Source organism: Alteromonas sp. ABH4_452 (genome assembly GCF_056311825.1).
In genome coordinates this window covers 3,572,731-3,598,145 of the sequence record NZ_CM149973.1, presented here as the reverse complement: position 1 = coordinate 3,598,145, position 25,415 = coordinate 3,572,731, and the positions used below count along the sequence as shown (strand labels likewise).

The following is a 25,415-nucleotide window of genomic DNA, read 5'->3' as shown; positions in this document are numbered from 1 at the left end:
CACAATTACGATACCATTTTGATAGGGATATCACCTTTAGGTGATGATTCGAAATCCCACTTCCATGTAGAAGTAGTTTGAACGATTGGCACCATGTCAATGCAGTCGACAGGGCAGGGGTCAACACATAAGTCACATCCTGTACACTCATCAGTAATAACGGTATGCATGTGTTTTGCGGCACCTAATATGGCATCGACAGGGCAGGCTTGGATACATTTGGTGCAGCCGATGCACTCATCTTCTCGAATGAAAGCAACTTTTTTGACGTCTTCTTCGCCGTGTGCTGCGTCAAGGGGTTTGGGTTCAACCCCCATTAAGTCTGCAAGTTTTTTAATTGTTGCTTCACCGCCTGGAGGACATTTATTAATGTCATCGCCATCTGCAATAGCTTCAGCATAAGGTTTACAACCTGGATAACCACATTGGCCGCATTGGGTTTGTGGTAACACGGCGTCGATTTGCTCGACAAGGGGGTCGCCCTCTACTTTAAAGCGAATGCTCGCATAGCCCAAGACTAGGCCAAAAATAAGGGCAAGAGCGCCAATTGCAATGACAGCAAGTATGATCGTAGTAGACATCGACATTACACCTTCACCAACCCACTGAATCCCATAAATGCGAGGGACATAAGGCCTGCGGTAATCATGGCAATTGATGCACCCTTGAATGAGACAGGTACGTCAGCAGCGGCTAAGCGCTCACGCATGGCTGCAAATAACACTAATACCAAGGAGAAACCTACTGCAGCCCCGAATCCATAAATAAGGCTCTGCATGAAATTATGCTGCTCCGTAAGGTTTAACAACGCTACACCAAGAACCGCACAGTTGGTTGTGATAAGAGGAAGAAATATACCTAACAGTCTATACAAGGTAGGACTTGTTTTGTTCACGACCATTTCTGTGAACTGAACAACCACCGCAATAACAAGGATGAAGGCTAGGGTTCTGAGATAGCCAATACCTAAAGGCGCAAGTAAATAGGTTTCAACCAGGTAACTTGAAGCCGAGGCAAGGGTGAGTACAAATGTGGTGGCCATAGACATGCCCATGGCGGTTTCCAGTTTTCCAGATACACCCATAAACGGACATAAACCGAGAAACTTAACCAACACAAAGTTGTTAACCAGTACTGTACCAATCAATAGCAGTAAAAATTCAGTCATGAATAACGCAATTCCTTCGAGGAATCTTGACGGACAATGCCCGCGAATTAAAAAGAAAAACAGATTAGGTCTATTATCCCTTTTTAGAACGGGTTTAACAACTTGATTGAATTAGGGTTATTTAATGTCTAAACGCGTTGTTTTAGGAATTAAAATAGAATGAAGTGGGTGAGGCGATTAAGAGCCAACTAAGTGGCTCCCCCTCCCCGACTCGAACGGGGGACCTGCGGATTAACAGTCCGTCGCTCTAACCAACTGAGCTAAGGGGGAATCGACACCTAAGTTGTTTGCTGAAGTTGGCTCCCCCTCCCCGACTCGAACGGGGGACCTGCGGATTAACAGTCCGTCGCTCTAACCAACTGAGCTAAGGGGGACCTGTGCTTCAACGGGGGCGAATATTAAAGACGTACTTAGGAACTGTCAACAACATAAATGAAATATTTATGCTGACTGCGCAAAAAATAGCTTTTTACAGCTTTAATGCTCATTTTGTCGTCAATGTAGCGAAAGTGATGGTTAATAAGTGCACATGTTGCTTATTAACATATAAACAAGTGTGCTTTTAGCTATTAAAGAAAATGATTTTTTCTTTTTCGCTATATATCTCAGTATAGGTAAGTAATATAACTAAAAAGAATAAAAAATTGCTTCCATACTGTTATTATGTACAGCCTTTAATAAATCTGTAACCTGTACCTGAGGATTAAAAGGTTAGTCATCACTTACGTGATGAGAAATTAATCGAGCACGAAATCCCGCCGAATATGGTCTGGCGGTAGTTATCCACTAAATCTGTGGATAACTATGTTGATAGCTTAGATTCGCCTACTGCTTTTGTAAGATCAGGTATTAATTGATCCGATTGAATAGGCCTGGATGTGGGGTGATATTCTATATACTACAAAGGGTTAGCACTGTTTTTGTGATCGCAACCTTCGATCTAAATTGATCGGTTGAACAAAAAGTAGCTTGTGTGTTAATTCAACGAATGACTAAATGCTATCCAACAAAATCCATGTTATTTCTCAGGTTCTTACAATCTATTAACATTTTTGTTGTTCTTTCAAGCGTTAAGCAGTGAAAACTTAACGTGAACGAACTTCAGAAGTGACTATATTAAAAGTGAAATAGAATAGAAACTAAACTGTCACGGACTTACTGACACATTTATCGCGTACAATTATCGACAAAGTAGTGCTTTTAGCGAATAGCGAACAAATTCGTAGAACGCATGCATTTTCATTAAAAACACCATATTTCTTCTCTCCCTCTTGCTCTTTGCTTTGTTTATCGAAACAGCATGGCTAAATAGCGTTCACCGTTTTACACTAGCGTGCAATTAATGAGGAGAATTCATTCAGCCGGAGATCTAGTGATAAAAAGTAACGCTAAACAACGTACTTCCGACTTATTGGGAGGAGATATAGGTACTACGTTAAAGCGTATGACTATTCCTATGATATTAGGAATGGTAATGATGATGAGCTTTGGGCTTATCGATACCTTTTTCGTCAGCTTGTTGGGCACAGATCCACTAGCTGCTATCAGTTTTACCTTTCCAGTAACTTTTACAGTAATCAGTTTGAACATTGGTTTAGGTATAGGAACCTCGGCAATTATAGGAAAGTTGCAGGGTAGTAAGGAAATAACCAAGTCCCAACACTATGCTACAGGTTCGCTAATGCTGTCTGTTTTGCTGGTAGGAACATTAGCAATGATTGGCTTTTTTACCATAGAGCCTGTATTTAAACTGCTTAATGCCACAGATAACTTAATGCCATATATATCTGACTATATGGGGCTATGGTATTTGTCGAGCATCTTTTTAGCTATGCCTATGGTGGGCAATAGTGTACTACGCGCATGTGGTGACACGCGGACGCCTAGCATAGTGATGGCAGCTGGGGGCGGTTTAAATGCGTTGCTTGACCCTATTTTTATATTCGGACTTGGGCCTATTCCCGCAATGGGAATAAAAGGTGCGGCGCTGGCTACCTTTATCGCGTGGATAGTTGGTGCCATATGGATACTTTATATTTTATCTGTACGTCGAAAGTTGATGTTACCTCGACTTCTAACAATCACCGAGCTCCGTGACAGCAGCCGGGAGATTCTCAAAATAGGGCTGCCTGCGGCAGGGGCAAATATGTTAACCCCAATTGCAGGTGGTGTGATGACAGCTGTAGTTGCTGGTTACGGCGCCGAAGCAGTGGCAGCTTGGGGGGTAGGTAATAGAATGGAGTCTATTGCTAGTATTGTCGTTCTAGCGCTATCTATGACGCTGCCTCCATTTATCAGCCAAAATGTAGGGGCAGGGCAGGTAGAGCGGGTTAAAAAAGCATATTCGCTTACTTTGAAGTTTGTTCTTGTTTGGCAGTTCGGCATTTTTCTTCTTATGTGGGCAATGTCTAGCTGGATAGCCGTTGCTTTTGCCCATGAAGCAGAGGTAAGCGTATTAATACAGCTATTTTTGATGATTGTACCTCTGGGTTATGGCATGCAAGGCATTATCATTCTGACTAATTCATCGTTGAACGCAATGCACCGCCCCATGACGGCATTAGTATTAAGTGTCATCCGCTTATTTATTTTCTTCGTACCAATAAGCGTTGCCGGTAGTTTTCTATTTGAACTGAAAGGGTTATTTGCCGGTACTGTCATTGCCAATATTGCAATGGCGTGTGTTTCATTTGTTGTTTTCAAACGTGCGATTACTCAGTTTGAATCAGATAAAAAAACATCTGAGCGCAGCTAATACCATAGTGGCCAACCAAGGTTGTGTGTTTGTAATGTTAAGTAGTTTGACCGAGAGCAAAATGTTAAGCAGTAAGCTAAAGAAAAGGTTAAGTAAATGAGTAGAGGGTTTGAGCTTCATTCTAAATACAAGCCAGCAGGCGACCAGCCAAAAGCAATAGAAGCTTTGGTGGATGGCTTGGAAAGTGGTTTGGCTGGCCAGACACTGCTGGGTGTTACGGGGTCAGGTAAAACCTTTACCATGGCTAACGTGATTAAAGAAGTGCAGCGACCAACACTTATTTTGGCACACAACAAAACACTGGCGGCTCAACTTTACGGTGAAATGAAAGAGTTTTTCCCCAATAACGCCGTAGAGTACTTTGTCTCCTATTACGATTACTACCAGCCAGAAGCCTACGTTCCTAGTACCGATACCTTTATCGAAAAAGACGCGTCTATAAATGATCACATCGAACAAATGCGATTATCAGCTACCAAGGCACTGATGGAGCGCCGGGACGTAGTGATAGTGGCCAGTGTGTCGGCTATTTATGGCTTGGGTGATCCTGAATCCTATATGAAAATGCTGTTGCACCTTCGACAGGGCGACACTATGGACCAGCGCGATATCTTACGTCGCCTTGCAGAACTGCAGTACAAGCGTAACGATTTGGCCTTTGAACGGGGTACATTTCGCGTGCGTGGCGATGTCATTGATATCTTCCCCGCCGACTCTGAAAAGCAAGCCGTACGGGTTGAGCTGTTTGACGATGAAATAGATAAGATAAGTCTGTTCGACCCGTTAACGGGCGCAGTGGATAAGTCTGTTATTCGCGCGACGGTTTTCCCAAAAACGCACTATGTAACCCCGCGAGAGAAAATTCTGAATGCTATTGAGCATATAAAGGATGAATTGGGCGAGCGCAAAAAGCAGCTTCAAGAAACGAATAAGCTTATTGAAGAGCAACGCATCTCACAACGTACCCAGTTTGATATCGAAATGATGATGGAACTTGGATACTGTTCGGGTATTGAAAACTATTCCCGCTACTTGTCGGGACGAGCGCCGGGCGAGCCGCCTCCAACTTTATTAGATTATTTTCCGGCAGATGGCTTGATGTTTATCGATGAGTCTCATGTTACGGTTTCCCAAGTAGGGGCTATGTACCGTGGGGATCGCTCTAGAAAAGAAACGCTAGTGGAGTTTGGTTTCAGATTGCCATCTGCGTTAGACAATCGTCCGCTTAAGTTTGAAGAATTTGAGCAAATTTGTCCTCAAACCATTTATGTTTCTGCAACGCCGGGTGACTATGAGTTGAAGAAAACTGACGGCGAGGTAGTCGAGCAAGTGGTACGGCCCACTGGGCTCTTAGATCCGGTTATTGAAGTGCGCCCTGTTGCAACTCAAGTCGATGATGTTCTGTCTGAAATTCAAAAGCGGGTAGAGCTTGACGAACGTGTGCTTATTACTACCTTAACAAAGCGTATGGCCGAAGACTTAAGCGAGTACTTAAACGAGCACGGCGTTAAGGTGCGCTATCTACATTCGGATATTGATACCGTAGAGCGAATTGAAATTATCCGTGATTTACGATTGGGGAAATTTGATGTCTTGGTCGGTATCAACCTGTTGCGTGAAGGTTTAGACATGCCTGAAGTGTCGCTGGTGGCTATCTTAGATGCAGATAAAGAAGGCTTTTTGCGCGCTGAGCGTTCGCTTATTCAAACCATTGGTAGAGCTGCGCGACACGTGAATGGTAAAGCCATTTTATATGGTGACAGCATAACCAAATCTATGAAAAAAGCGATAGACGAAACGGACCGTCGTCGTGAAAAGCAAATGGCACATAACGAGGCAAACGGCATTACACCAATGCGACTCAATAAGCCTATTACCGATATAATGGACTTGGGTGATAGTGCACATCCTGCTTCTGGTAAGGTAAGACTGCGCAAGGTTGAAGAAAAGAAAAAGCAACAGAAGACAGCAAGTGCAACTGAGTTAATGGATCAAATCACCGAACTGGAAAAACAGATGTTCGAATATGCTCGGGAGCTTGAGTTCGAAAAAGCGGCGTCACTTCGTGACGATATTGAATCACTTAGAAAACAGGTAGTTGCGCTTTCTTAAGCATTTTACCCAGTCAATGCCCTCAGTACTTATTGGGGGCGCTTTACTTGCGCAGGCATTTTTTATTCAAATCGTGAGTTAAAAATTGCCATAAAGCCTCCTAAACACATGTTTCGTATAAATCTGAATAACAGATCTCTATTTGCTCTTCACCTTTGCTTAGTTCTTTTTACTTATGTAAAAATATTCCTGTAGATAACTATTTACGAAACAGAGAAGTTGTTTTTTTATTATTAAATGAGACGAAAAGCAGCAAAATGTCGTTGTAATAGCACGATTAGTTACATATAGTTCTCATTAGAGTATCTATAACTATACCTAAAAACAGGTGCTAACATGCTTAATCGTCTTCAGGAGTCAGATATCAAGCTACTGCGTGTGTTTTATGCTGTAGCAAGCTGCAACGGATTTACTGCGGCTGAACCCGTGTTGCGTATGCAACGTCCAAATATCAGTGCCGCCATTAAAAAGCTCGAAGAGCGTTTGGATTTGGTGCTATGTCATCGTGGTCGTGGTGGTTTTCAAATGACAAAAGAAGGTGAGGTGGTTTTTCAAGAAACCAAGCGCATCTTCAATGCCTTCGATAACTTTGTTTTTAATCTAAAATCGCTACACGATGATTATTCTGGTCATATCACTCTAGTGTTAATGGCAGGCCTCCCACTTTCAATGCACATGGCTGTAAGTAAAGCAGTTAAAAGTACAATGAAGAAGTTTGATGATATCCACGTGAATATCCAAACTCGTTTATATAACGAAGTAGAACATGTTGCGTTATCAGGTGAGTGTCACCTTGTGGTTTCAACCTATGACATGGTAAAACCTGAATCAGTGACTTTTCACCCTGTGGGGATTGAAACTGAAGGGCGTCTATATTGTGCGCCAACCCATCCGTTGGCAAAGTATCGCGATACTGAATTGCCAGAAAATGTGAAGATTGGTGATTATCCTGCCATTGGCATTGCTGGCCTGTCATCAGCTAACTACATTGAAGATGAGACAAGGCTATCTATACAAACCTTTTCTGATTCTTTTGACGCTGCGATGTCCGCAATTATGACGGGCGAATATATCGGTTTGTTACCTGATTATATGGCAAAAGAGCAGGGGGCGGCGTTAGGACTTGTGCCTATTGCTCAAGGGAGTCTTTTTAACTTTAGCCACGAGCTATTTGTGATGAATGGTAAAAACACGCGGTTAAACCCGGTATTACGCCACTGCATTAAAGAGTTAAGTTATTTTATTTCTGAAAGCCAGAAGTAGTTTCATCAATACAGCTAATATAAAAACACCTCTTGTCCTAAAGCGTTCATAAATACGCAGGGAACAAGAGGTGTTTTTTATTGAGTCTGTTTATTTGTATGAGCAGTACTTATTCGTACTCTAATGGGTCGGTAGCGTTGTTTTCCTTAAAAGCTTCTAAACGCTCTTCACATGCACCGCATTTCCCGCAGGCTTTTTCTCTGCCGTTGTAGCACGTCCATGTTTGCCCGTAATCCAAACCCATCGACAACCCGTCAGTCAAAATAGCTGTTTTGCTGTCGTCGATATAAGGCGTCATAATGGTAACTGGGGTATAGTTTGCAATACCACATACGTCATTCATCTTATGCACGAATTCTGGTCGGCAGTCGGGGTAAATGGCGTGATCGCCTGAGTGTGCACCGTAATAGACTTCATTGGCGTCCAAACTTACAGCATAGCCAACCGCCAAAGACAGTAATATCATGTTACGGTTAGGCACTACCGTTTGTTTCATGCTTGGTTCTTCATAGTGACCTTCAGGTACGTCGATATCTGACGTTAGGGCAGAGCCACCAATAAGTGTGTTAATAGCGCTAATATCGACAATTTTATGTGGCACATTAAGTGATTTACACACGTTCGCCGCATAGTCGAGTTCTTTTTTGTGACGCTGTCCGTAGTTAAAGCTTAATGCGTGAACTTTTTTGCCTGCCTTCAGTGCTTTGTGCAGTACTGTGAAAGAGTCCATGCCTCCTGAATAGATAACAACAACATTTTCTGACATAGTTTTAGAAGATTTAGGAAATTATCCCCGAATTTTATGTGATCCTTGGTAAAATCCCAACATACAATCGTTAAAGGGTGTCAATTTGTCTGTAATGTCCACATTAAACATCAATGAGATGTTTGAAACTATCCAAGGTGAAGGTGCTCACACAGGTATTCCTTCTATCTTTGTTCGCCTGCAGGGCTGCCCTGTAGGCTGCCCATGGTGTGATACTAAACATACGTGGGAAATTAAACCTGATTTAAGTGTTTCGCCTCAGGCTGTGATAACCAAAGGCGAAGAGTCAGAAAGCTATTTCATCTCGAGCGAAGACGCCTTGCTGGCCGAATTTAGTAAACAAGGATACGTGGCAAAACACGTGGTCATCACGGGGGGGGAACCTTGTATGTATGATTTACGTCCGTTGACAACCCTGCTACACGATAACGGGTATACCACACAAATTGAGACCAGCGGTACCTTTGAAGTGCTCTGTGATGAGCGCACTTACGTAACTGTTTCACCTAAAATAAATATGAAAGGCGGATACGACGTTTTAGTCAGTGCTTTAGAAAGAGCAAACGAAATTAAGCATCCTATTGCTATGCAAAAGCATATTGATGAACTTGATGCGCTGCTGAGCAGCGTATCATCGCTGGAAGGAAAACAGGTTTGTTTACAACCAATTAGCCAGCAGAAGAGAGCAACTGAACTGGCTGTGCGGACTTGTATTGAGCGCAACTGGCGGCTATCTTTACAAACACACAAATACATTGGCATTGAATAAATGTTTAATACATATCTGCCTTTTAAAAGAATAAAACGCGATCAAGAGTACTCAGCTCACTCTTTAACTCACTCTTTAATTCAACTTGGGCATAAAGAAAATGAACAGCTTCAACTCGCTTAAAAAAGCTGTTGCGGCAGCGGTTTCTATATGTCTTTTGGTTATCGTTCCAATGGCTGATGGCGCTACGTGGACGATTACCTATCCCCGTCCTATCGACGACTCTGACGCTCGAGCTCAATATCCTATCGCTTTACTTAAACTTGCTCTCGATAAAACCGGTGTCAATTACGAGCTCCGTCCTTCGGATCGCATATTGCTGACGAGTAAAGCTATGCGCCAGCTTCGTGAGAATAGAGAAGTGAACGTTGTGTGGAGCATGACAGATAACCAGCGTGAAAAAGAACTGACCCCTATTCGAATACCTATCGCCAAAGGGCTTATTGGCTTTCGCGTTTTTGTTATTAACGAAGATAAGAAGTCGAAGTTTGATTATGTATTGTCGTTGAACGATATGCGTAAACTTGTTCCTATCCAAGGAGAAGAGTGGCCAGATACTAAGATTTTGCAAGCTAACGGGTTCAACGTCTTCACCGTGCCTGAATTTCGTGAAGCGTATGACATGATTAAACAGGGCAAAGGAGACTTTTTTCCTCGTTCTGTGATGGAAGTGAGCGCAGAACTCGAGGAAGAAGGCCGTCGCTCTAACCTCTACCTTGAACCTTCAATGGCGCTTTATTACCCGACAGCCATGTATTACTTCGTTAATGGGAATAATAAAACATTAGAAAACCTCATTCAGACTGGCCTAAATAGAGCTATAGAAGACGGTTCATTTGACGCCCTATTTGCGTCTACTTATGCGCCTATCTTAGAGTCTCTAGACGTTAGTGAGCGCAAAATTTTCACTTTGGAAAATCCGTTGCTTCCCATTGAAACGCCTCTCACTAATTCTGCACTCTGGTATAAACCTACGTTAAAAGCGACTAATGCCAATCCGCATAGATAGGTGCCCTCTCAGAAGGCGCTGGCAAGTTTCCTAGCAAAGCGTGGGAATGCAGGAATGGCTGTTCCCTTTCAAATTCCCAGAATGAAGCTAGGAAGCTTGCCAGACCTTCCCGAAGGGCGAGTTTCAAATGTACGTACTCTTTGTTGTGTCACCTTGATGTAGAACCACTATACCTGCGGTAACAAGCCGTGATTACTAACATTTTAACTCTCGCTGAGAGGGTAATTATCTATGCGGACTGGTATAAATTAAAACAGAAATAAAAAACGCAGCCTAAGCTGCGTTTTATACATATCTTTGCTTCGTTTCGTCTATTACGACTCGCCAGCGTGAACATCTTTCATTGAGCGACCAGATGGGTCGGCATTGTTCTTAAAGCTCTCGTCCCATTCAAGAGCTTCTGCAGTACTACAGGCGATTGACTTACCGCCAGGTACGCAGCGAGCGGCACTTTCTTGAGGGAAATAGCTCTCGAAAATAGTGCGATAGTAATAGCCTTCTTTGGTGTCTGGTGTGTTAACTGGGAAGCGGAACTCCGCTGTTGCAAGTTGCTGGTCAGTTACTTCGTTTTCAACGAAATCGCGAATTGAGTCAATCCACGAATAACCTACACCGTCACCAAATTGCTCTTTTTGACGCCACAATACTTCCGCGGGAAGGGTTTCGCCGTTATCAAATGCTTTACGAAGGATCCATTTCTCCATTTTTCCGTCAAGACACATTTTGTCTTGTGGGTTTAAGCGCATGGCTACGTCAATAAAGTTCTTATCTAAGAAAGGAACACGTGCTTCAACACCCCATGCTGATGTGGCTTTGTTGGCGCGAGCACAGTCAAACATGTGAAGACGGTCCAGCTTACGTACCGTTTCTTCGTGGAACTCTTTGGCATTTGGCGCCTTATGGAAATACAGATAGCCACCAAAGATTTCATCAGAGCCTTCACCCGAAAGCACCATCTTTATGCCCATTGCTTTAATTTTGCGGGTCATAAGATACATAGGGGTAGCGGCGCGGATAGTGGTTGTATCGTAGGTCTCAAGATGGAAGATAACATCACGGATGGCATCTAAACCTTCTTGAATGGTGAAATGGATTTCATGGTGAACGGTACCAATCATATCCGCCACTTTCTTCGCTGCCTTAAGGTCAGGAGCGCCTTCAAGACCTACAGCAAAACTGTGTAGGCGTGGCCACCACGCGTCAGTCTTGTCTTCATCTTCAACACGTTTGGCTACGTACTGTGCAGCCACAGCAGAAACCAGTGATGAGTCTAGACCACCAGACAACAGAACTGCGTAAGGCACGTCAGACATCATGTGTGACTTCACCGCTTTCTCAAACGCTACACGAAGCTCGTCTAAATCGCTTGTGTTGTCTTTTACGTTGTCGTATTCCATCCAATCGCGTTTATAGTACTTAGTGATTTTTCCTTCTTTACTCCACAGGTAATGACCTGGAGGGAATTCACTAATTGTCTTACATACGCCCGCTAGTGCTTTCATTTCTGATGAAACATAAAAGTTACCGTGTTCGTCATAGCCCGTATAAAGCGGAATAATACCAATATGGTCACGGGCAATCAGGTAAGCGTCTTGTTCTTCATCGTAAAGAATAAACGCGAACATGCCTTCTAGGTCATCAATAAAGTCGATGCCTTTTTGCTGAAAAAGCGGAAGGATAACTTCACAATCTGAACGGGTTTTAAATGGATACGGCTCATCTAAGTCAGCGGCTAGCTGCTTATGGTTATAAATCTCACCGTTAACAGCAAGGATTTGCTTATCGTTTTGGCTGATAAGAGGCTGTGCCCCTGTATCTACGTCGACAATCGCCAGTCTTTCGTGACAAAGAATGGTATTGTCATTATTCCAGATACCCGACCAGTCAGGGCCACGGTGGCGCAATAGTTTTGATAAATCGAGGGCTTGGGTTCTGAGTTCAGACACATCGGTTTTGATATCAAGGATACCGAAAATACCACACATATAACGGATTCTCTCTGTTCACTTGTTGAAAAAAATAATAGAAGTTTTTTCTGTCGGTACTCGCGTACGAGTGAGCGAAGGATTGTTTTTATTCTTTTTTCGCGTGCCTTGAATGTGCCAGTCTGACAGGAAATTGCAAGTACATTATGATGAGAAAATGGAAATTCTTATTCCTTTTATCTCAAAACAGCCGTTTATTAACATTTTTATCCTATTTAGAGTGCATAATTATTATGTCAACTAAATAGCGCATGAGTTTACTGAATAGTCAAAAATAGCAATTCGAAGCCGCTTGAACCAATGCTTTAGGAAAGAGAATTAAAAAAGGACCTATAAAAAGGCCCTTTTAGTTTTACTGCATAACTAAGCATTTTAACGCTTAGGAGTCAGAGCGGATATTAATTCTTGCGCTGAAACTCACTTGCTTCATTCCATTTAGGCCAAGCGTCAGCATTTGCAACGCCTACACCTACATCAAACAGCATTTGCGTATCTTGCACAATGCCGCTTAAATCCCAGTCGTCACGATACTGGTCGCACACTTGGTGATAGCAGCCAGTAACAATAACGTTCATACGTTTTCTATATTTAGCCGTTTCTTCATCTGCTGGCTCATTGCCGCCCTCTGCATAAAGTGCCGGTACACCTTGTTTAGCGAAGCTGAAGTGGTCAGAACGGTAGTAGTAACCGGCTTCAGGTCGGTCTTCTTGGGTAAGTGTTCGACCTTGCTTAGCTGCAGCGGCTTCAAGGTAGTCTTCCATTTCTGATTTACCCATGCCCACAACCGCCACGTTTTTGGTTTTACCAAGCACATTCATTGCGTCCATATTGATGTTCGCAACGGTATTTTCAATAGGAATAACAGGATTGCTGGCATAGAATTTACTGCCCAATAGCCCTTGCTCTTCAGCCGTCACTACTAAAAACGACACTGAACGCTTAGGTGCAGGCGTAAGTTCTGAATAGGCTTTAGCCATTGCAAGCATAGCTGCAGTACCCGTGGCATTATCGTGTGCGCCGTTATAGATTTGGTCGCCTTCTTTGCTTTCATCTTTACCTAGATGATCCCAATGTGCCGTGTAGATAATATGCTCATCAGGAAACTCGGTACCCGGTAATGTGGCGATAACATTGTTGCTTTCTGACTTTTCGAACGTGTTTTTCACGGTAACTGACGCTTTAATATCCATTGCTTTGCTATATGGACCCTGCATCGCGTTAGCTTTCTCTGTGTCAAAATCAAGGCCGGCATCGGCAAACACTTTTTTCGCTGCATCTAACGTCAGCCAGCCTTCAACGGCAACGCGGCTCGCGCCTTTATCGGCACTCACTAAACCGTACTGCGGACCACTCCAGCTGTTTGCAACAACAGACCAGCCGTAGGACGCTGGCGCGGTTTCGTGAACAATAATGGCACCCGCTGCCCCTTGACGGCTCGCTTCTTCATACTTGTAGCTCCAACGGCCATAATAGGTCATGGTAGTGCCTTGAAACTTCCCGCTTTCTGGGTTTTCAAAACCTGGGTCGTTAATTAGCATAACCACGGTTTTGCCCTCAACATCTAACCCTTCGTAATCGTTCCAGTCGTATTCTGGCGCATTTACGCCATAACCAACGAACACCAGTTCAGAGTCTTCAAGAGATACCGAGTTTTGCTCGCGCTTTGAAGAGGCTACCATTTGCTCTTTGTAGGCAAAGGTATTGTCGCCTATTGTCATGGTCATATCTGGATCAGCAGTGATCTCCATAAGCGCTACTTTTTGAAGGAAGCTATCGCCATTACCCGGCTTAAGCCCAGCTTTAGTAAATTCACTGACCAAGTAATCAATGGTTTTCTTTTCACCTTCAGTCGTTGGTAAACGACCTTCAAACTCATCAGAAGACAAAACTTTTAGCGGCTCGCGAATGTCAGCATCAGAAATACTGCTGTAAACGCTGTCGAAGTTAGTAGCCGCAGGCATAGTCTTCTGCGCTGATTCGTTTGTTGAGGTGCTGTCGTTGTTAGGAGTGCAAGCACTTACGCCTAGAAGGGTAGGTACAAGCAACGGCAAAAACATTTTTTTCATTGTTAGTCTCTGTTTGCTCTACAATACGCGTCCAGTATAGAGAAAACCCCAAAGCGAACCAATAGTTGATATGCAATCAAACTCAATCCCCTTCTGTAAAGACTACTTACTAAAACACGCCAGTAAACCGGTTACGGCGCTTCTTGAAGAGGTTGGCTTGCTAAGTAATACCGAATTCCCTGCACCTGACCAGCTAAATGAATTGACGACACGGTATTGTGAGCATTGGCAGGGGCCTCAGTTCAAAGGGCAAAGCCAGTTTTCAAACGATGAACAACGATATTACGAAACCATTATTAGTGAAGACGGTGTAGTTCCTACACGGGAACAAAGCTGGCACGACTTGTTTAATGCACTTATTTGGCTGCAGTTTCCTAAAACAAAATCGTTACTAAATGAGTTGCATATCAAAGATATCAATGCGTATGGTGTAAACCCCAGAACGGCGCGCCGCAACCGCATTACTCACTTCGATGAGTGTGGGGTAGTACTTGCCATTGAAGCACTCGAGAACACTGCTTTAAACAAGCCAAAGCGCACAGCAACACTTACTGACTCATATAGCGGAACAACAGATAAGGCCATGCAAGGTGCGCCATGTGATCGTGACGCCCTTGAAACGTTTTTAGCGGAATTAGCGTCCCATCAGTGGGAGCGTGTTTTTATGGCAAAACGGTCACTGTGGCACACACAGGTCAGCCCTTTTATCTTCGGACACGCGAATTTAGAAATGATGCTAAACCCATTTATAGGCCTTACGGGCAAGTGGTTAGCAGTAGCTGTACCACATGGTTTTAGCCGTCTCAATAAATGGCAGCAGCGCTTGCTGTTAGACGATGCGATGACAGCACGCATCAAAGCGTTAAATTATTTTGAAAAAACACCGCTTTTAAAGCCATTGCCTTTGCTTGGTGTTCCTTTGTGGCACAGTCAACAAGATGAAACGTTTTATCAGAATAAAGACTATTTTAGACCGCTACGGGAGGGAAGTAAGCCGACAATTCAGCTACCTTTATGGCCTTAAAGGGCTTGGGCACGTTGACTTGTGTACCGCGTTTTTTAAATTGAGCTTCGAAGATTTAAATTTTAGGTAGGAGCTTGTCGCTGCCCCAGTTTTATCGGGGCAGCAACAACAAATAGCCAAATGGAAAGCGGGCTATTGAAAGAGATTTTTTTAGAATAGCGCTAAAGCAATCAACCAAATGCCGTAGATAGCCACATACGGAGCGCTTGCAATGAGTGCCGCTTTCTTAAGAGGAAAAGACGTCCATTGAGAGATGCCTACCGTGGCCAAATAAATTCCCCAAAAAAGCTCTAGTCGTAAAGCTTGCCCGAAAGCATACCAGGGTGAATCCATAGGGATACTTGCAATGAAGGCCAGAGACGCTGGTGATAAGATTGATGGTGACACCTGATGGTCTCCGGTGAACAATAGCAGTGCAACGCCAACTAAACCGGTAAGTACGTAAGGCATTGAAAGCCACCACGCAAAACCGTACCAATCTGTGAAACCGAAGACATGGCTATCGTCTGAACGAGTCATAAGGTTTACGTATACGGCATAAACAGCGTTAACGATAATAGGAATGAAAAAAGCACCGATAATAGAAGACCAAAGCAGCGCATCTCTGGTAAAGAAAGCCTTCATCTGTTCTTCTTCAGCCGGGCTCATATCTCCTTGTGCGGCAATGTTCATTTCTGCAAACCACTCAATATCGACAAAGTTTACATAGAGATATTGTGATACCAGGGTAATAGCCATTACCAAGATAAACGGCATCCAGCTCCAGTTGTTGTGCTCGCCAACCGCTTTGAAGACGCCATTCGGTTTAAAAAATATATCATTACACGCTTGGAAAGGATTCGTCACAGTGTGCATCCTTTGCTCCTTTTTCTTAGTTTTTATTTGCTGTTCAGATTCTGTGTAAAACAATGATTGTAAATTATTGTTCGTTAACACGTGGATAAGTTTGGGTATAAAGATTACTGGCGGGCACACATTATGTACAGCACAAGATTCTGATAAAGAGTCATTTTTTGTAAGGGAAAATGAATAAAGTTAGTTAATTGTAGCGCGCACACTCGGTTAAAGAGCAGTAAAGAGGGAAGCTAGGCTTCCCTTTTGTTTTCTATGGTAGTAAACCATAAACAATCTATAGATAAGTTATATTCAGCAGCGTTAGCACTATTGTGCTGTACATTACAGATATAGGTAACCCTATCTTTATAAAATGCGCAAATTTGTAGTTGGCAGCATTGTAAACCAAGAGGTTGGTTTGGTAGCCAAATGGCGATATAAAGCTCGCGCTTGCCGCAAAGGCAACGGCTAAAGCAAATGGCATTAGCGGTGCGCCGATAATTTGCACTAGCCCATAAGCAAACGGGAACATTAATGCCGCAGCTGCATTGTTGGTAACGAACTCAGTTAAAAGTAAGGTTAGCAAGTAGATAACCACGAGCGCCACAAACCAATCAGTGCCCGCCAAAAGAGGCATGAGCGCTTCGGTTGTAGTGGTTATGACCCCAGAGTTTTCAAGCGCAGTGGCTAAACTTAGCGCACCGACTATTACAACAATCAAGTTTAGCGGCAGGTTTCGCTTCATTTCGCCGTTTGACGTAACCCTAACGCCGATAAGCACAGCAGCTAAGAACAGTAAACCGATAGCCAATGAGATGACATTAGTCGCGGCCAATAACACCGTGGTAAGGAAACCGCCAAGCGTGATCCACTCTTGCTTATTGGTCAAAGGACGGGCAATTTTTTGCTCAGACAAAATGAAAAAGTTCTTGTTCAAGTTTTGACGAGTCGCAAAGTCAGGACCTGTCGCTAACAACAAAAAGTCACCGGCTTGAAGCTTTATTTCTCCTAACTTTCCTGATAGTTGCTCTCCATCGCGACGAATTGCCACAACGGCGGCATCAAACAGAGCTCTAAAACCAAGATTTTTAATGGTTTGCCCAATTATTTGAGCGCGGTTTGCCACCACAACTTCAGTTAAGCTTTCACGCAATACCCCATCGGTTTCTGCGAACATGCTTAAGCCTTTTATATGGCTTAAGTTATCTAGCTTTTGGACGTTGCCAGAGAAGATCAGCTTGTCGTTTTCCAGAATAACCAGGTCAGGCCCAACAGGCGAGATTAGGTTGCCATTGCGCACCACTTCTACTAAAAAGAGCTCAGGCAGATTACGTAAGTGGTTTTGCTCCACGGTTTTGCCAATGAGTTCTGAACCTGCTTCGACTTCTGCTTCAACCATATACTCATGATAGTTATTGTTTTTGTTGCCGATATTGGGCAGCAAAGGTAATAACATGAACATGAGAAGGCCACAGCTTAACCCAGCAATGGAGCCATACAGAGTGAAGTCAAAAAAATTGAAGCCAGGGTGCCCGTGCTCTTGTAGAAAGCTATCTACAATAAGGTTGGTTGAGGTACCAATTAAAGTCACCGTGCCACCGAGTATTGCGGCGTAGGAAAGCGGGATCAGTAATCGGGAAGCGGGGTGATATTGGTTCTGTTTTATAGGGCCAATAAGGCTTGCCACAATAGCGGTGTTATTGAGTAGTGCTGAAGACACAAAAGTGAGTGAAAACAGACGCCAGTAAGACTGCGTAAAGTTAGCACTAACAAGTTTTCTACCAATGCGTTTTATTAACGCGGTTTTATCAATAGCACTGCTTACTAAAAGCAACAAAACAAGGGTGATTAGGCCCTTGTTTGTTAAATTTAGCAAGATGTCATCAAGAGATAACTGCTGGGTAACCAGTAAAGCTAACACTGCGCCAGAAAACACAGTGGAAGGGCGCTGACTGGTAAAAATCAGCGCGCATATCGTACTGACAAAAATTGCCAGTACGATGAACTGGGTCACATCCATATTGCTCCAGTCCTGCTTATAGTTTACTGATATCCACAGAGTTCCAATGCGGGAAGTGCTTGCGAACTAATGCATTGAATTCAAGTTCAAACTCAGAGAAGTTAGGCGAAGTATGCTGTGCATCACCCGCTATTTCGTCGATGATCATACCTGCACCTACCGTACCATTGGTTAAACGGTCGATAACAATGAATGAACCTGTAGGACGATTGCGCTTGTACGGGTCACAGGCAACAGGCTGAGTAAACTTAACGTCTACTACACCAATCTCGTTAAGATTTAGATGCATGGCATCTGTTTCTTCCAGCGTGTTCACATCAATTTGATTATCGATATGAGCAACTACCCCTGGTGTTGATTTAGTCGCGAACTTAAACAAGTATTGCTTGTTTGGCATTAGCGGCTCTTCAGACATCCACACAAGGTGAGTTTTAAATTGCGTGTTAAGCAGTGGCAAGTTGTCTGATTTTACAATCATATCGCCACGAGAGATGTCAATTTCATCTTCTAGCGTTAGCGTTACTGCTTGAGGTACATAAGCGCGTTCTTGATCACCTTCAAATGTAACTACTTGCTTAACTTTTGACTTCTTGCCAGAAGGAAGTGCCGTCACTTCATCGCCTGGTGCGACCTGGCCTGATACTACCGTACCAGCAAAGCCACGGAAGTCTAGGTTAGGGCGGTTAACATACTGTACAGGGAAGCGGAAATCTTCTTGATTGTCATCTTCACCAATTTCAATATTTTCTAGCATTTCCATTAGTGGCGTGCCGTCAAACCAAGGTGTTTTCTCACTGATACCTACAACGTTATCGCCTTCAAGTGCTGAAATAGGAACAAACTGAATGTCTGGGATATCAAGCTGTTCAGCAAACTTCAGGTAATCTTCTTGAATCTGCTTATAGACTTCTTCTGAATAGTCCATTAAGTCCATTTTGTTGATTGCAACAATAACGTGCTTAATACCTAGAAGTGAAACTAGGAATGAGTGACGCTTGGTTTGCACCTTAACGCCGCCACGGGCATCAACAAGAATAATTGCAAGGTCGCAGGTAGATGCGCCTGTTACCATGTTGCGGGTGTACTGCTCATGCCCTGGGGTATCAGCGATAATAAATTTACGCTTGTCGGTAGAGAAGTAGCGGTATGCTACGTCAATGGTAATACCTTGTTCACGTTCAGACTGAAGGCCGTCTACAAGAAGGGCAAGGTCAACTTTCTCACCCGTAGTACCTACTTTTTTACTGTCTTTTGTAATGGCAGCAAGCTGGTCTTCATAGATCATTTTTGAATCGTGAAGTAAGCGACCAATAAGGGTACTCTTACCGTCGTCTACGCTACCGCAGGTAAGGAAACGTAGCATGTCTTTCTTTTCGTGTTGCTCAAGGTAAGACAGAACGTCCTGTCTTAATAATTCGTTTTCGTTGTTCATGTTATGCGCTCACAAGGAAAAAGGGGTTTAACACAGACTCTTTTTGGTTATAGGTAAGAGCGTCGGCGTTGTCATCTAATGGGTTTTCTGGATCTAGAACAGTTACATTTGCTCCAGCAGCTAATGCAACTGCATGTGCTGCGCCTGTATCCCATTCAGATGTTGGGCCCAAACGAGGGTAAAGATGTGCCTCGCCCTCTGCCACCAAGCAAAGCTTCAGTGAACTACCCATCGCCACAAGCTCTGTTTCACCTTCAAGCTGTGCCAATAAATTTTGAATTTCAGGACTTTGGTGAGAACGACTGCCCACCACTTTCCACACTTCTGCACCATCGTGCTTACGCGCAGAAATGGCAGTGAATTCACCATCTACTTCGGTCCATGCACCTTCACCTACAATACCGACATAGCTCTTGTTTAGCGCAGGCGCGTAAACCACACCCATAGTCGGTTTGCCATTTTCGATAAGTGCAATGTTTACCGTAAATTCGCCGTTTTTCTTAATAAACTCTTTGGTGCCGTCTAGTGGGTCTACCAACCAGTATGACGACCATGTTTTGCGTTCGTCCCACGAAATATCAGCTGACTCTTCAGACAAAATAGGCAGATCAGATTCCGTTTCAAGGGCCTTTACAATAACGTTATGGGCGGCAAGGTCAGCTTCGGTTAGCGGGCTGGTGTCTTGCTTTTCATAAATGGCGAAGTCTTTTTCATAAATCGCCATAATTTTATCGCCAGCTTCTTTGGCAATAGTTAGCACTTTTCGTGCAAGGGTATTTAAAGGCTGTGTCATTACACCAATCCCTTTTCTTGTAGCAGAGCATATAAACGCTCAGCGGTTTGCTCTGCCGGTTCATCCTGATAGGTTAGGTGCACTTCTGGTGATTCAGGTGCTTCATAGGCTGAATCTATGCCCGTGAAGTCCTTGATCTCACCGCTGCGCGCTTTCTTGTATAGCCCTTTCGGATCGCGCTTTTCACACACTTCAAGTGGCGTATCAACAAACACTTCCACAAATTCACCGTCATCCATTAGGCTACGGCAGTAATCGCGGTCTGCCTTAAACGGAGAGATGAAAGCGGTAAGCACGAGAGTACCTGCGTCAACGAATAGCTTCGCAACTTCACTGATGCGGCGAATATTTTCAACGCGATCTTTGTCGCTAAAACCCAAGTCGCCGCATAAGCCGTGACGTACGTTATCGCCATCAAGCAGGTAGGTGTGCTTGTTTTGCTCGTGAAGCTTTTTCTCAAGCAAGTTGGCTAATGTTGATTTACCAGAACCACTTAAACCCGTAAGCCAAAATACACGGGGCGTTTGACCTAGCTTTTCAGAGCGAGTGGTTTTGTTGACTTCGTGTTTGTGCCAAACAACGTTGTCTGTGGCCATTAGAAGTACCCTTCCATTTTCTTCTTCTCCATAGAACCTGCGCTGTCATGGTCGATAACTCGGCCTTGACGTTCAGACGTCTTGGTAAGCAGCATTTCTTGAATAACTTCAGGTAGGGTTGCTGCTTCTGACTCTACTGCACCGGTCAATGGATAACAGCCAAGAGTACGGAAACGTACAGAGCGCATTTCTGGAACTTCACCTTCTTCAAGCGGCATACGGTCGTCATCAACCATGATAAGCACGCCATCACGCTCTACCACAGGACGAGGCTTAGAAAGGTACAGTTGTGGAATATCAATGTTTTCTAGGTAGATGTATTGCCAGATATCTAGCTCAGTCCAGTTAGACATTGGGAAAACACGAATGCTTTCGCCTTTGTTAACTTGTGAGTTATAGATATTCCAAAGCTCTGGGCGCTGGTTTTTAGGGTCCCAGCGGTGGTTGCTGTCGCGGAAAGAGTAAACGCGCTCTTTAGCACGAGATTTTTCTTCGTCGCGTCGTGCACCACCAAACGCTGCGTCAAACTTATATTTGTTTAACGCTTGCTTAAGCGCTTGAGTCTTCATGATATCAGTGTGTTTCGATGAGCCGTGGCTAAATGGACCAACGCCAGCTTCAACACCTTCTTCATTAATGTGGACAAGCAAATCAAAACCGTGTTTCTTTGCTTGCTCGTCGCGGAATTTGATCATTTCGCCAAACTTCCACGTGGTGTCTACGTGTAGAAGTGGAAAAGGAATTTTGCCTGGCGCGAACGCTTTACGGGCAAGGTGAAGCAGCACTGAAGAGTCTTTTCCTACAGAGTAAAGCATTACTGGGTTTTCAAACTCAGCAGCTACCTCACGGAAAATTTGAATACTCTCGGCTTCGAGTTGTTTCAAATGCGTTACAGACGGGATACTAGCAGTCATTTTGAAGTCCGAATTTATGTTATATATAAAAAAGTTATAAGCGGGTTATTTTTCTGCATAGAACGATAACACATTTAAATTCAAAAGTAGTATGCGATTTTGCTATTTAAAATAGCAATCTTATTCCAATAAATAAAACTGTCATACAATTGAAGCATAAGGCCCTATTTTGCAGGGGTAGAAAAAGATAAGGCCCTGCTTAGAAAACTAAACAGGGCTTTACTTTTACTCTTATTTACGCGTTATTTTTAATTACTTTTCATTCAGCTTGGTCTGGAATGCATCGAATGTGTCTAGCACGCCTTCTCTTGGTGTACCTGATTTACTCAAAATCATTATGGTTAAGCTCGACAAAATGAACCCGGGTACAATTTCGTACATCCATGCCCCAAGCTTTTGTCCACCAATTTCTATCGGAAGATAAATCCACAGTAGTACGGTCATAGCACCAACTATCATGCCCCCCAATGCCGCGCGGCGGGTCATTTCACGTTTAAATAAGCTAAACAGTACTAGCGGGCCAAATGCTGCACCAAAGCCAGCCCATGCGTTACTCACTAAGGTCAATATAGTGCTGTCTCTGTCATAAGCCAGGTAGATAGCCACGAGTGCGACGGCTACAACGCTTACACGACCCGCTATTACTAACTCACCATCAGATGCATCTCTGCGAAGGAAGGCTTGGTAAAAGTCGCTGGTAAGTGAACTAGACGTTACTAGTAGCTGAGACGAAATGGTACTCATGATAGCCGCTAGGATCGCAGCGAGTAAGAAGCCTCCAATAAGCGGATGGAATAAAATTTGAGAAAGGTAGATAAATACTGTTTCTGGGTCAATGTCATTGCCGTTACCGGTAATATAAGCCAACCCAAATAAACCCGTCATTAGCGCGCCGATGATAGAAACAATCATCCAACTCATGCCGATGTTTCTAGCGGTAGGAATATCTTTTACCGAACGGATAGCCATGAAACGAACGATAATATGTGGCTGACCGAAGTAGCCTAGACCCCATGACATCAGTGAAACAATACCGATTACGCTTAATGCTTCGTTAGTAGAGGCATCCATGAATGCATCAAATAAAGCAGGGTTAATGGTATCTAGTGCGTTAATTGAAGCCCCAATTCCGCCAAGCTCACTGATGACCACAGCAGGTACCATAATGAGTGATACGAACATTATGCAGCCTTGCACGAAATCGGTCATGCTTACTGCCATAAACCCACCTACGAGGGTGTAGGCAACGACAACACCAGCAGTAACGTATAAGCCGGTCTCATAAGTTAAGCCAAAGGATGTTTCAAAAAGCTTCCCACCAGCGACAACACCAGAAGAGGTATACAGCGTGAAGAAGACAACGATAACTACAGAGGCTATAACGCGCAATAAACGCGTGTTATCGGCAAAACGGTTCTCAAAATAGTCGGGGAGGGTAATGGAGTTGTTAGCCACTTCGGTGTAAACGCGAAGGCGCGGAGCGACCAACATATAATTTGCGAGTGCACCTAAAACTAACCCGACAGCAATCCAGCCTGCAGATAAGCCTGATACGTACATAGCACCAGGTAAACCCATGAGCATCCAGCCACTCATATCTGATGCGCCTGCTGAAAGTGCAGTTACAGCGGGGCCTAATTGGCGGCCGCCAAGCATATAGCCTTCTACGTTGGTGTCTGTTTGCCGATAGGCGAAAAGGCCTATTCCCAACATTACAACAAAATACAAACCCAACGAGATTATCGTGCCAGTAGCCATATAAATTCCCTATGTTTTTTATTTCATGCTAACACCTATGACTTAGAGTCTCTACGTCAGTCGGCGACCTTGCTTGTTTTATATACGGCTACAGGTAAATAAAGTTTGGCAAAAATTTTAATACGCGAAAGATTCTACTCGCGCGCGCCCGGATCTTTTTGCTTTGTAGAGAAGCTCATCACAGGCTTTAATAATAGTATCCAAATTGGTTTCTCCGCGGACATTCAGCAGCCCAGAAGAAAAGCTAACTGAAAACTTCTTATTGGTATGCGTCCAGTTTTTTTTTTGAGAAAGCGCCACATTTAACTCATCGAGTATACGCTTTGCCGATTGTTCATCCGAGTTAGAGAAGTAGATCAAAAACTCTTCACCACCATATCGGCAAAGCTTATCTGATTTTCTAATCCTATTTTTGATGATTCGAGTGAGTGTAGTTAGCACTTCGTCGCCTACGGTGTGGCCATATCTATCGTTAATCTTTTTAAAATTATCAACATCAAGCAGGGCTATACACGATGTATTGTCACCTTTAAGTGACTTCTTAAGGCTATTCAACATCGCGCGACGAGTGAGGGCGCCAGTAAGAGAGTCTCGTTCCGCGAGTAAGTCACTTTGTCGTTTAGAAATCCAAAGCCACAAAGCAAGTATAAGAAGAATAGTGACAATGAGCGCAAAAATAGTCGTTTTCATTGCTTCTTTATCGGTGGATAGCCCTTCTTTTTCGTCTCGCAGGGCGTTGATTTCTTTTTGTCTATAATGGACAAGCTCAATATCCTTCTCGATGCTATTTGAGAAGGCAGGCGAAGAAAACTGAAATTGCTCGGTGTTCTTCTCGAAGAGAAGTTGGTTGTACGCTTTTGAATGCTCATAGGCTTTTTCGTAATTGCCTGCAGTATCATAAATTCTTGTAAGTTCGAGTTCTTTACGTAGAAGGTATTGGCTCTTAAATTCGCTTGACGACGCGCTTTCAAGCACGGAGTTTTCGTACTTTGTAACTGTCAAAGCGAGTTGGCTTTCGTTATTTTCAACAATGGCTTTATAAGACTGATAGAGGTAAACAAGTTCTTTTAAATCAGTTTCAAACCGAAGGGCGCTTATAGCATCCATCTCACTTACAATAGAGCGTATCTGACTATTATGGGTTACTCTAAATCCCATCACGAGTGTTCTCAATTTTTGATAAAGAATTAAAAACATATCGGCTTTTGAATTTCTATTTTTTACAAAATTAATAGCTTTTTCCGAGATAGATAAAGCTTCCTCGTATTTAGCTTGAAGTAGCAAGGCATCAATCGCAGTATAATATGCCCACGCTACAATATCGTCACGTCGAGTGCTCTCTTTTACTATCTTCATAGAGTGAAAATAAGCTCGACTTGGTACCGATAACTCAGTAAAAGCGATGCGAAGCCATTCATGGGCAGTATCGCTATCTAATGAATTTTCCAAAGTAAGCGTAGAGGAGCGGGCGGGTAGATGGGGGAGTGCGTACTCCAATTCATTGATTGCCTGAATGGGGTTAGCTAGCGTAAGTTCCATTGACAGCCACACACTAGCTATCGCGGTTGCTGATTTGCTACCTGTTTCCAAAACTTCACGCTTTAGACGTTTGAGCGAAGGCACTGTAACATTGATTCGCAGTGAAGAACGGTCAAAGTCGTTAACTGCTCTGGCATAGATATAATACGCCCTTGCGGCAGCGTACAAATCTGGATTGAGCGACTTTAGCTCGTTCCAATGGTTCTCAAGCAAAGGTGACTTAACGTATATTGGAACTCGAGGGCCTTCCGTTTCGTTAGCTGTCCCCGTAGCCAATAAATGTCTAAAGATGATGCCTTCACTACTGTCATCAGATTGAATTTGTAAGTCTTCAATTTTGGCTTTTATCTGGTCATTATCAATATCAGATTGATTATTCCAGTTATAGATAGTTACTGCTGCTAACCGACTATAAGCATCTAACTTTTTAAGCCTCAACTTCTCAGAATTAGTGTCTAACTGTGCATGAAGCGAGTGACTGAAGAAAATGATGAAAAGTAGACAAAACTTCCCCCTTGTAAAACGACACCAAGCGGCCATTGAATTTGCTACCTCTATACTGCGGATAAGCTGAAATGTTTGCTGAAAATTAAAACGATTGTTTTAATCCTA

At 43.5% G+C, this 25,415-nt stretch carries 19 protein-coding genes and 2 tRNA genes; 6 read left to right on the top strand and 15 right to left on the bottom strand.

Going from position 1 to position 25,415, the window contains the following annotated elements:
• Window positions 1-5: 5 nt before the first annotated feature.
• The 4 genes from rsxB to ACYX4N_RS15425 all read right to left on the bottom strand — a co-directional run bounded on the left by rsxB (window position 6) and on the right by ACYX4N_RS15425 (window position 1,542).
• Complete coding sequence (gene rsxB, locus ACYX4N_RS15440) at window positions 6-587, bottom strand: electron transport complex subunit RsxB (protein WP_476054639.1); 582 nt, start codon at window positions 585-587, stop codon at window positions 6-8.
• On the bottom strand, window positions 587-1,168 hold the full coding sequence (gene rsxA / locus ACYX4N_RS15435) for an electron transport complex subunit RsxA (protein ID WP_179982770.1): 582 nt from the start codon (window positions 1,166-1,168) through the stop codon (window positions 587-589). The genes rsxB and rsxA overlap by 1 nt, the downstream gene beginning before the upstream one ends.
• 193 nt (window positions 1,169-1,361) lie before the next feature.
• Window positions 1,362-1,438: transfer RNA gene (locus tag ACYX4N_RS15430), tRNA-Asn, on the bottom strand.
• 27 nt (window positions 1,439-1,465) lie between these two features.
• A tRNA-Asn gene (locus ACYX4N_RS15425) sits at window positions 1,466-1,542 on the bottom strand.
• Window positions 1,543-2,540: 998 nt separating this feature from the next.
• Between ACYX4N_RS15425 and ACYX4N_RS15420 the strand changes: the two genes are divergently transcribed.
• The 3 genes from ACYX4N_RS15420 (at window position 2,541) to ACYX4N_RS15410 (ending at window position 7,298) form a co-directional block, all read left to right on the top strand.
• Window positions 2,541-3,923, top strand: coding sequence for an MATE family efflux transporter (locus ACYX4N_RS15420; RefSeq protein WP_476054638.1), 1,383 nt, complete (start codon window positions 2,541-2,543; stop codon window positions 3,921-3,923).
• 96 nt (window positions 3,924-4,019) lie between these two features.
• On the top strand, window positions 4,020-6,035 hold the full coding sequence (gene uvrB / locus ACYX4N_RS15415) for an excinuclease ABC subunit UvrB (protein WP_476054637.1): 2,016 nt from the start codon (window positions 4,020-4,022) through the stop codon (window positions 6,033-6,035).
• A 336-nt stretch (window positions 6,036-6,371) separates the two neighbouring features.
• Complete coding sequence (locus ACYX4N_RS15410; RefSeq protein ID WP_118489862.1) at window positions 6,372-7,298, top strand: LysR family transcriptional regulator; 927 nt, start codon at window positions 6,372-6,374, stop codon at window positions 7,296-7,298.
• 109 nt (window positions 7,299-7,407) lie between these two features.
• Here the strand turns inward: ACYX4N_RS15410 and queC are convergent, their stop codons facing one another.
• On the bottom strand, window positions 7,408-8,064 hold the full coding sequence (gene queC, locus ACYX4N_RS15405) for a 7-cyano-7-deazaguanine synthase QueC (RefSeq protein WP_334057735.1): 657 nt from the start codon (window positions 8,062-8,064) through the stop codon (window positions 7,408-7,410).
• 94 nt (window positions 8,065-8,158) lie between these two features.
• Here queC and queE point away from each other — a divergent pair, with 94 nt between their 5' ends.
• Both queE and ACYX4N_RS15395 read left to right on the top strand, forming a co-directional pair.
• Window positions 8,159-8,833 carry a 7-carboxy-7-deazaguanine synthase QueE gene (queE, locus tag ACYX4N_RS15400; protein WP_476056458.1) on the top strand — a complete coding sequence of 225 codons (675 nt, stop codon included), beginning with the start codon at window positions 8,159-8,161 and terminating at the stop codon, window positions 8,831-8,833.
• Between the two features lie 100 nt (window positions 8,834-8,933).
• Entirely contained in the window at window positions 8,934-9,842 is a 909-nt protein-coding gene (locus tag ACYX4N_RS15395) for a type 2 periplasmic-binding domain-containing protein (protein ID WP_476054636.1), read from the top strand.
• 314 nt (window positions 9,843-10,156) lie between these two features.
• On the opposite strand, the gene asnB is transcribed toward ACYX4N_RS15395, so the two are convergent.
• Together asnB and ACYX4N_RS15385 are read right to left on the bottom strand one after the other, a co-directional pair.
• On the bottom strand, window positions 10,157-11,827 hold the full coding sequence (asnB, locus tag ACYX4N_RS15390; protein ID WP_118489858.1) for an asparagine synthase B: 1,671 nt from the start codon (window positions 11,825-11,827) through the stop codon (window positions 10,157-10,159).
• A 398-nt stretch (window positions 11,828-12,225) separates the two neighbouring features.
• On the bottom strand, window positions 12,226-13,893 hold the full coding sequence (locus tag ACYX4N_RS15385; RefSeq protein ID WP_476054635.1) for a M28 family metallopeptidase: 1,668 nt from the start codon (window positions 13,891-13,893) through the stop codon (window positions 12,226-12,228).
• A 70-nt stretch (window positions 13,894-13,963) separates the two neighbouring features.
• Here ACYX4N_RS15385 and ACYX4N_RS15380 point away from each other — a divergent pair, with 70 nt between their 5' ends.
• Window positions 13,964-14,917 carry a DUF3025 domain-containing protein gene (locus ACYX4N_RS15380; RefSeq protein WP_476054634.1) on the top strand — a complete coding sequence of 318 codons (954 nt, stop codon included), beginning with the start codon at window positions 13,964-13,966 and terminating at the stop codon, window positions 14,915-14,917.
• Window positions 14,918-15,067: 150 nt separating this feature from the next.
• Here the strand turns inward: ACYX4N_RS15380 and ACYX4N_RS15375 are convergent, their stop codons facing one another.
• The 8 genes from ACYX4N_RS15375 to ACYX4N_RS15340 all read right to left on the bottom strand — a co-directional run bounded on the left by ACYX4N_RS15375 (window position 15,068) and on the right by ACYX4N_RS15340 (window position 25,343).
• Window positions 15,068-15,772 (bottom strand): YIP1 family protein, encoded by a 705-nt coding sequence (locus tag ACYX4N_RS15375; protein ID WP_476054633.1) that lies wholly within the window; start codon window positions 15,770-15,772, stop codon window positions 15,068-15,070.
• 274 nt (window positions 15,773-16,046) lie between these two features.
• Window positions 16,047-17,771, bottom strand: coding sequence for an SLC13 family permease (locus ACYX4N_RS15370; RefSeq protein WP_476054632.1), 1,725 nt, complete (start codon window positions 17,769-17,771; stop codon window positions 16,047-16,049).
• A 16-nt stretch (window positions 17,772-17,787) separates the two neighbouring features.
• Complete coding sequence (cysN, locus tag ACYX4N_RS15365) at window positions 17,788-19,203, bottom strand: sulfate adenylyltransferase subunit CysN (protein WP_476054631.1); 1,416 nt, start codon at window positions 19,201-19,203, stop codon at window positions 17,788-17,790.
• Between the two features lies 1 nt (window position 19,204).
• The gene (gene cysQ, locus ACYX4N_RS15360) at window positions 19,205-19,996 is read right to left on the bottom strand and encodes a 3'(2'),5'-bisphosphate nucleotidase CysQ (protein ID WP_476054630.1); all 792 of its coding nucleotides are present in this window, start codon (window positions 19,994-19,996) and stop codon (window positions 19,205-19,207) included.
• Window positions 19,996-20,592: an adenylyl-sulfate kinase gene (gene cysC / locus ACYX4N_RS15355; protein ID WP_474807967.1), complete on the bottom strand. Its 597-nt coding sequence runs from the start codon at window positions 20,590-20,592 to the stop codon at window positions 19,996-19,998. The genes cysQ and cysC overlap by 1 nt, the downstream gene beginning before the upstream one ends.
• A complete protein-coding gene (cysD, locus tag ACYX4N_RS15350) occupies window positions 20,592-21,506 on the bottom strand; it encodes a sulfate adenylyltransferase subunit CysD (RefSeq protein ID WP_474854263.1) in 915 nt (304 codons plus the stop codon). Before cysD ends, cysC begins: the two co-directional genes overlap by 1 nt.
• Before the next feature lie 252 nt (window positions 21,507-21,758).
• Window positions 21,759-23,264: a sodium/proline symporter PutP gene (gene putP / locus ACYX4N_RS15345; RefSeq protein ID WP_476054629.1), complete on the bottom strand. Its 1,506-nt coding sequence runs from the start codon at window positions 23,262-23,264 to the stop codon at window positions 21,759-21,761.
• A 117-nt stretch (window positions 23,265-23,381) separates the two neighbouring features.
• A complete protein-coding gene (locus ACYX4N_RS15340) occupies window positions 23,382-25,343 on the bottom strand; it encodes a GGDEF domain-containing protein (RefSeq protein WP_476054628.1) in 1,962 nt (653 codons plus the stop codon).
• Between the last annotated feature and the right edge of the window lie 72 nt (window positions 25,344-25,415).

What these genes read in the sequence shown, in the direction of transcription:
- rsxB (WP_476054639.1), bottom strand. Translation starts at nt 587, where the DNA reads ATGTCGATGTCTACTACGATCATACTTGCTGTCATTGCAATTGGCGCT.
- rsxA (WP_179982770.1), bottom strand. Translation starts at nt 1,168, where the DNA reads ATGACTGAATTTTTACTGCTATTGATTGGTACAGTACTGGTTAACAAC.
- uvrB (WP_476054637.1), top strand. Translation starts at nt 4,020, where the DNA reads ATGAGTAGAGGGTTTGAGCTTCATTCTAAATACAAGCCAGCAGGCGAC.
- ACYX4N_RS15410 (WP_118489862.1), top strand. Translation starts at nt 6,372, where the DNA reads ATGCTTAATCGTCTTCAGGAGTCAGATATCAAGCTACTGCGTGTGTTT.
- queC (WP_334057735.1), bottom strand. Translation starts at nt 8,064, where the DNA reads ATGTCAGAAAATGTTGTTGTTATCTATTCAGGAGGCATGGACTCTTTC.
- queE (WP_476056458.1), top strand. Translation starts at nt 8,159, where the DNA reads ATGTCCACATTAAACATCAATGAGATGTTTGAAACTATCCAAGGTGAA.
- ACYX4N_RS15395 (WP_476054636.1), top strand. Translation starts at nt 8,934, where the DNA reads ATGAACAGCTTCAACTCGCTTAAAAAAGCTGTTGCGGCAGCGGTTTCT.
- asnB (WP_118489858.1), bottom strand. Translation starts at nt 11,827, where the DNA reads ATGTGTGGTATTTTCGGTATCCTTGATATCAAAACCGATGTGTCTGAA.
- ACYX4N_RS15385 (WP_476054635.1), bottom strand. Translation starts at nt 13,893, where the DNA reads ATGAAAAAAATGTTTTTGCCGTTGCTTGTACCTACCCTTCTAGGCGTA.
- ACYX4N_RS15380 (WP_476054634.1), top strand. Translation starts at nt 13,964, where the DNA reads ATGCAATCAAACTCAATCCCCTTCTGTAAAGACTACTTACTAAAACAC.
- ACYX4N_RS15375 (WP_476054633.1), bottom strand. Translation starts at nt 15,772, where the DNA reads ATGCACACTGTGACGAATCCTTTCCAAGCGTGTAATGATATATTTTTT.
- ACYX4N_RS15370 (WP_476054632.1), bottom strand. Translation starts at nt 17,771, where the DNA reads ATGGATGTGACCCAGTTCATCGTACTGGCAATTTTTGTCAGTACGATA.
- cysN (WP_476054631.1), bottom strand. Translation starts at nt 19,203, where the DNA reads ATGAACAACGAAAACGAATTATTAAGACAGGACGTTCTGTCTTACCTT.
- cysQ (WP_476054630.1), bottom strand. Translation starts at nt 19,996, where the DNA reads ATGACACAGCCTTTAAATACCCTTGCACGAAAAGTGCTAACTATTGCC.
- cysC (WP_474807967.1), bottom strand. Translation starts at nt 20,592, where the DNA reads ATGGCCACAGACAACGTTGTTTGGCACAAACACGAAGTCAACAAAACC.
- cysD (WP_474854263.1), bottom strand. Translation starts at nt 21,506, where the DNA reads ATGACTGCTAGTATCCCGTCTGTAACGCATTTGAAACAACTCGAAGCC.
- putP (WP_476054629.1), bottom strand. Translation starts at nt 23,264, where the DNA reads ATGGCTACTGGCACGATAATCTCGTTGGGTTTGTATTTTGTTGTAATG.
- ACYX4N_RS15340 (WP_476054628.1), bottom strand. Translation starts at nt 25,343, where the DNA reads ATGGCCGCTTGGTGTCGTTTTACAAGGGGGAAGTTTTGTCTACTTTTC.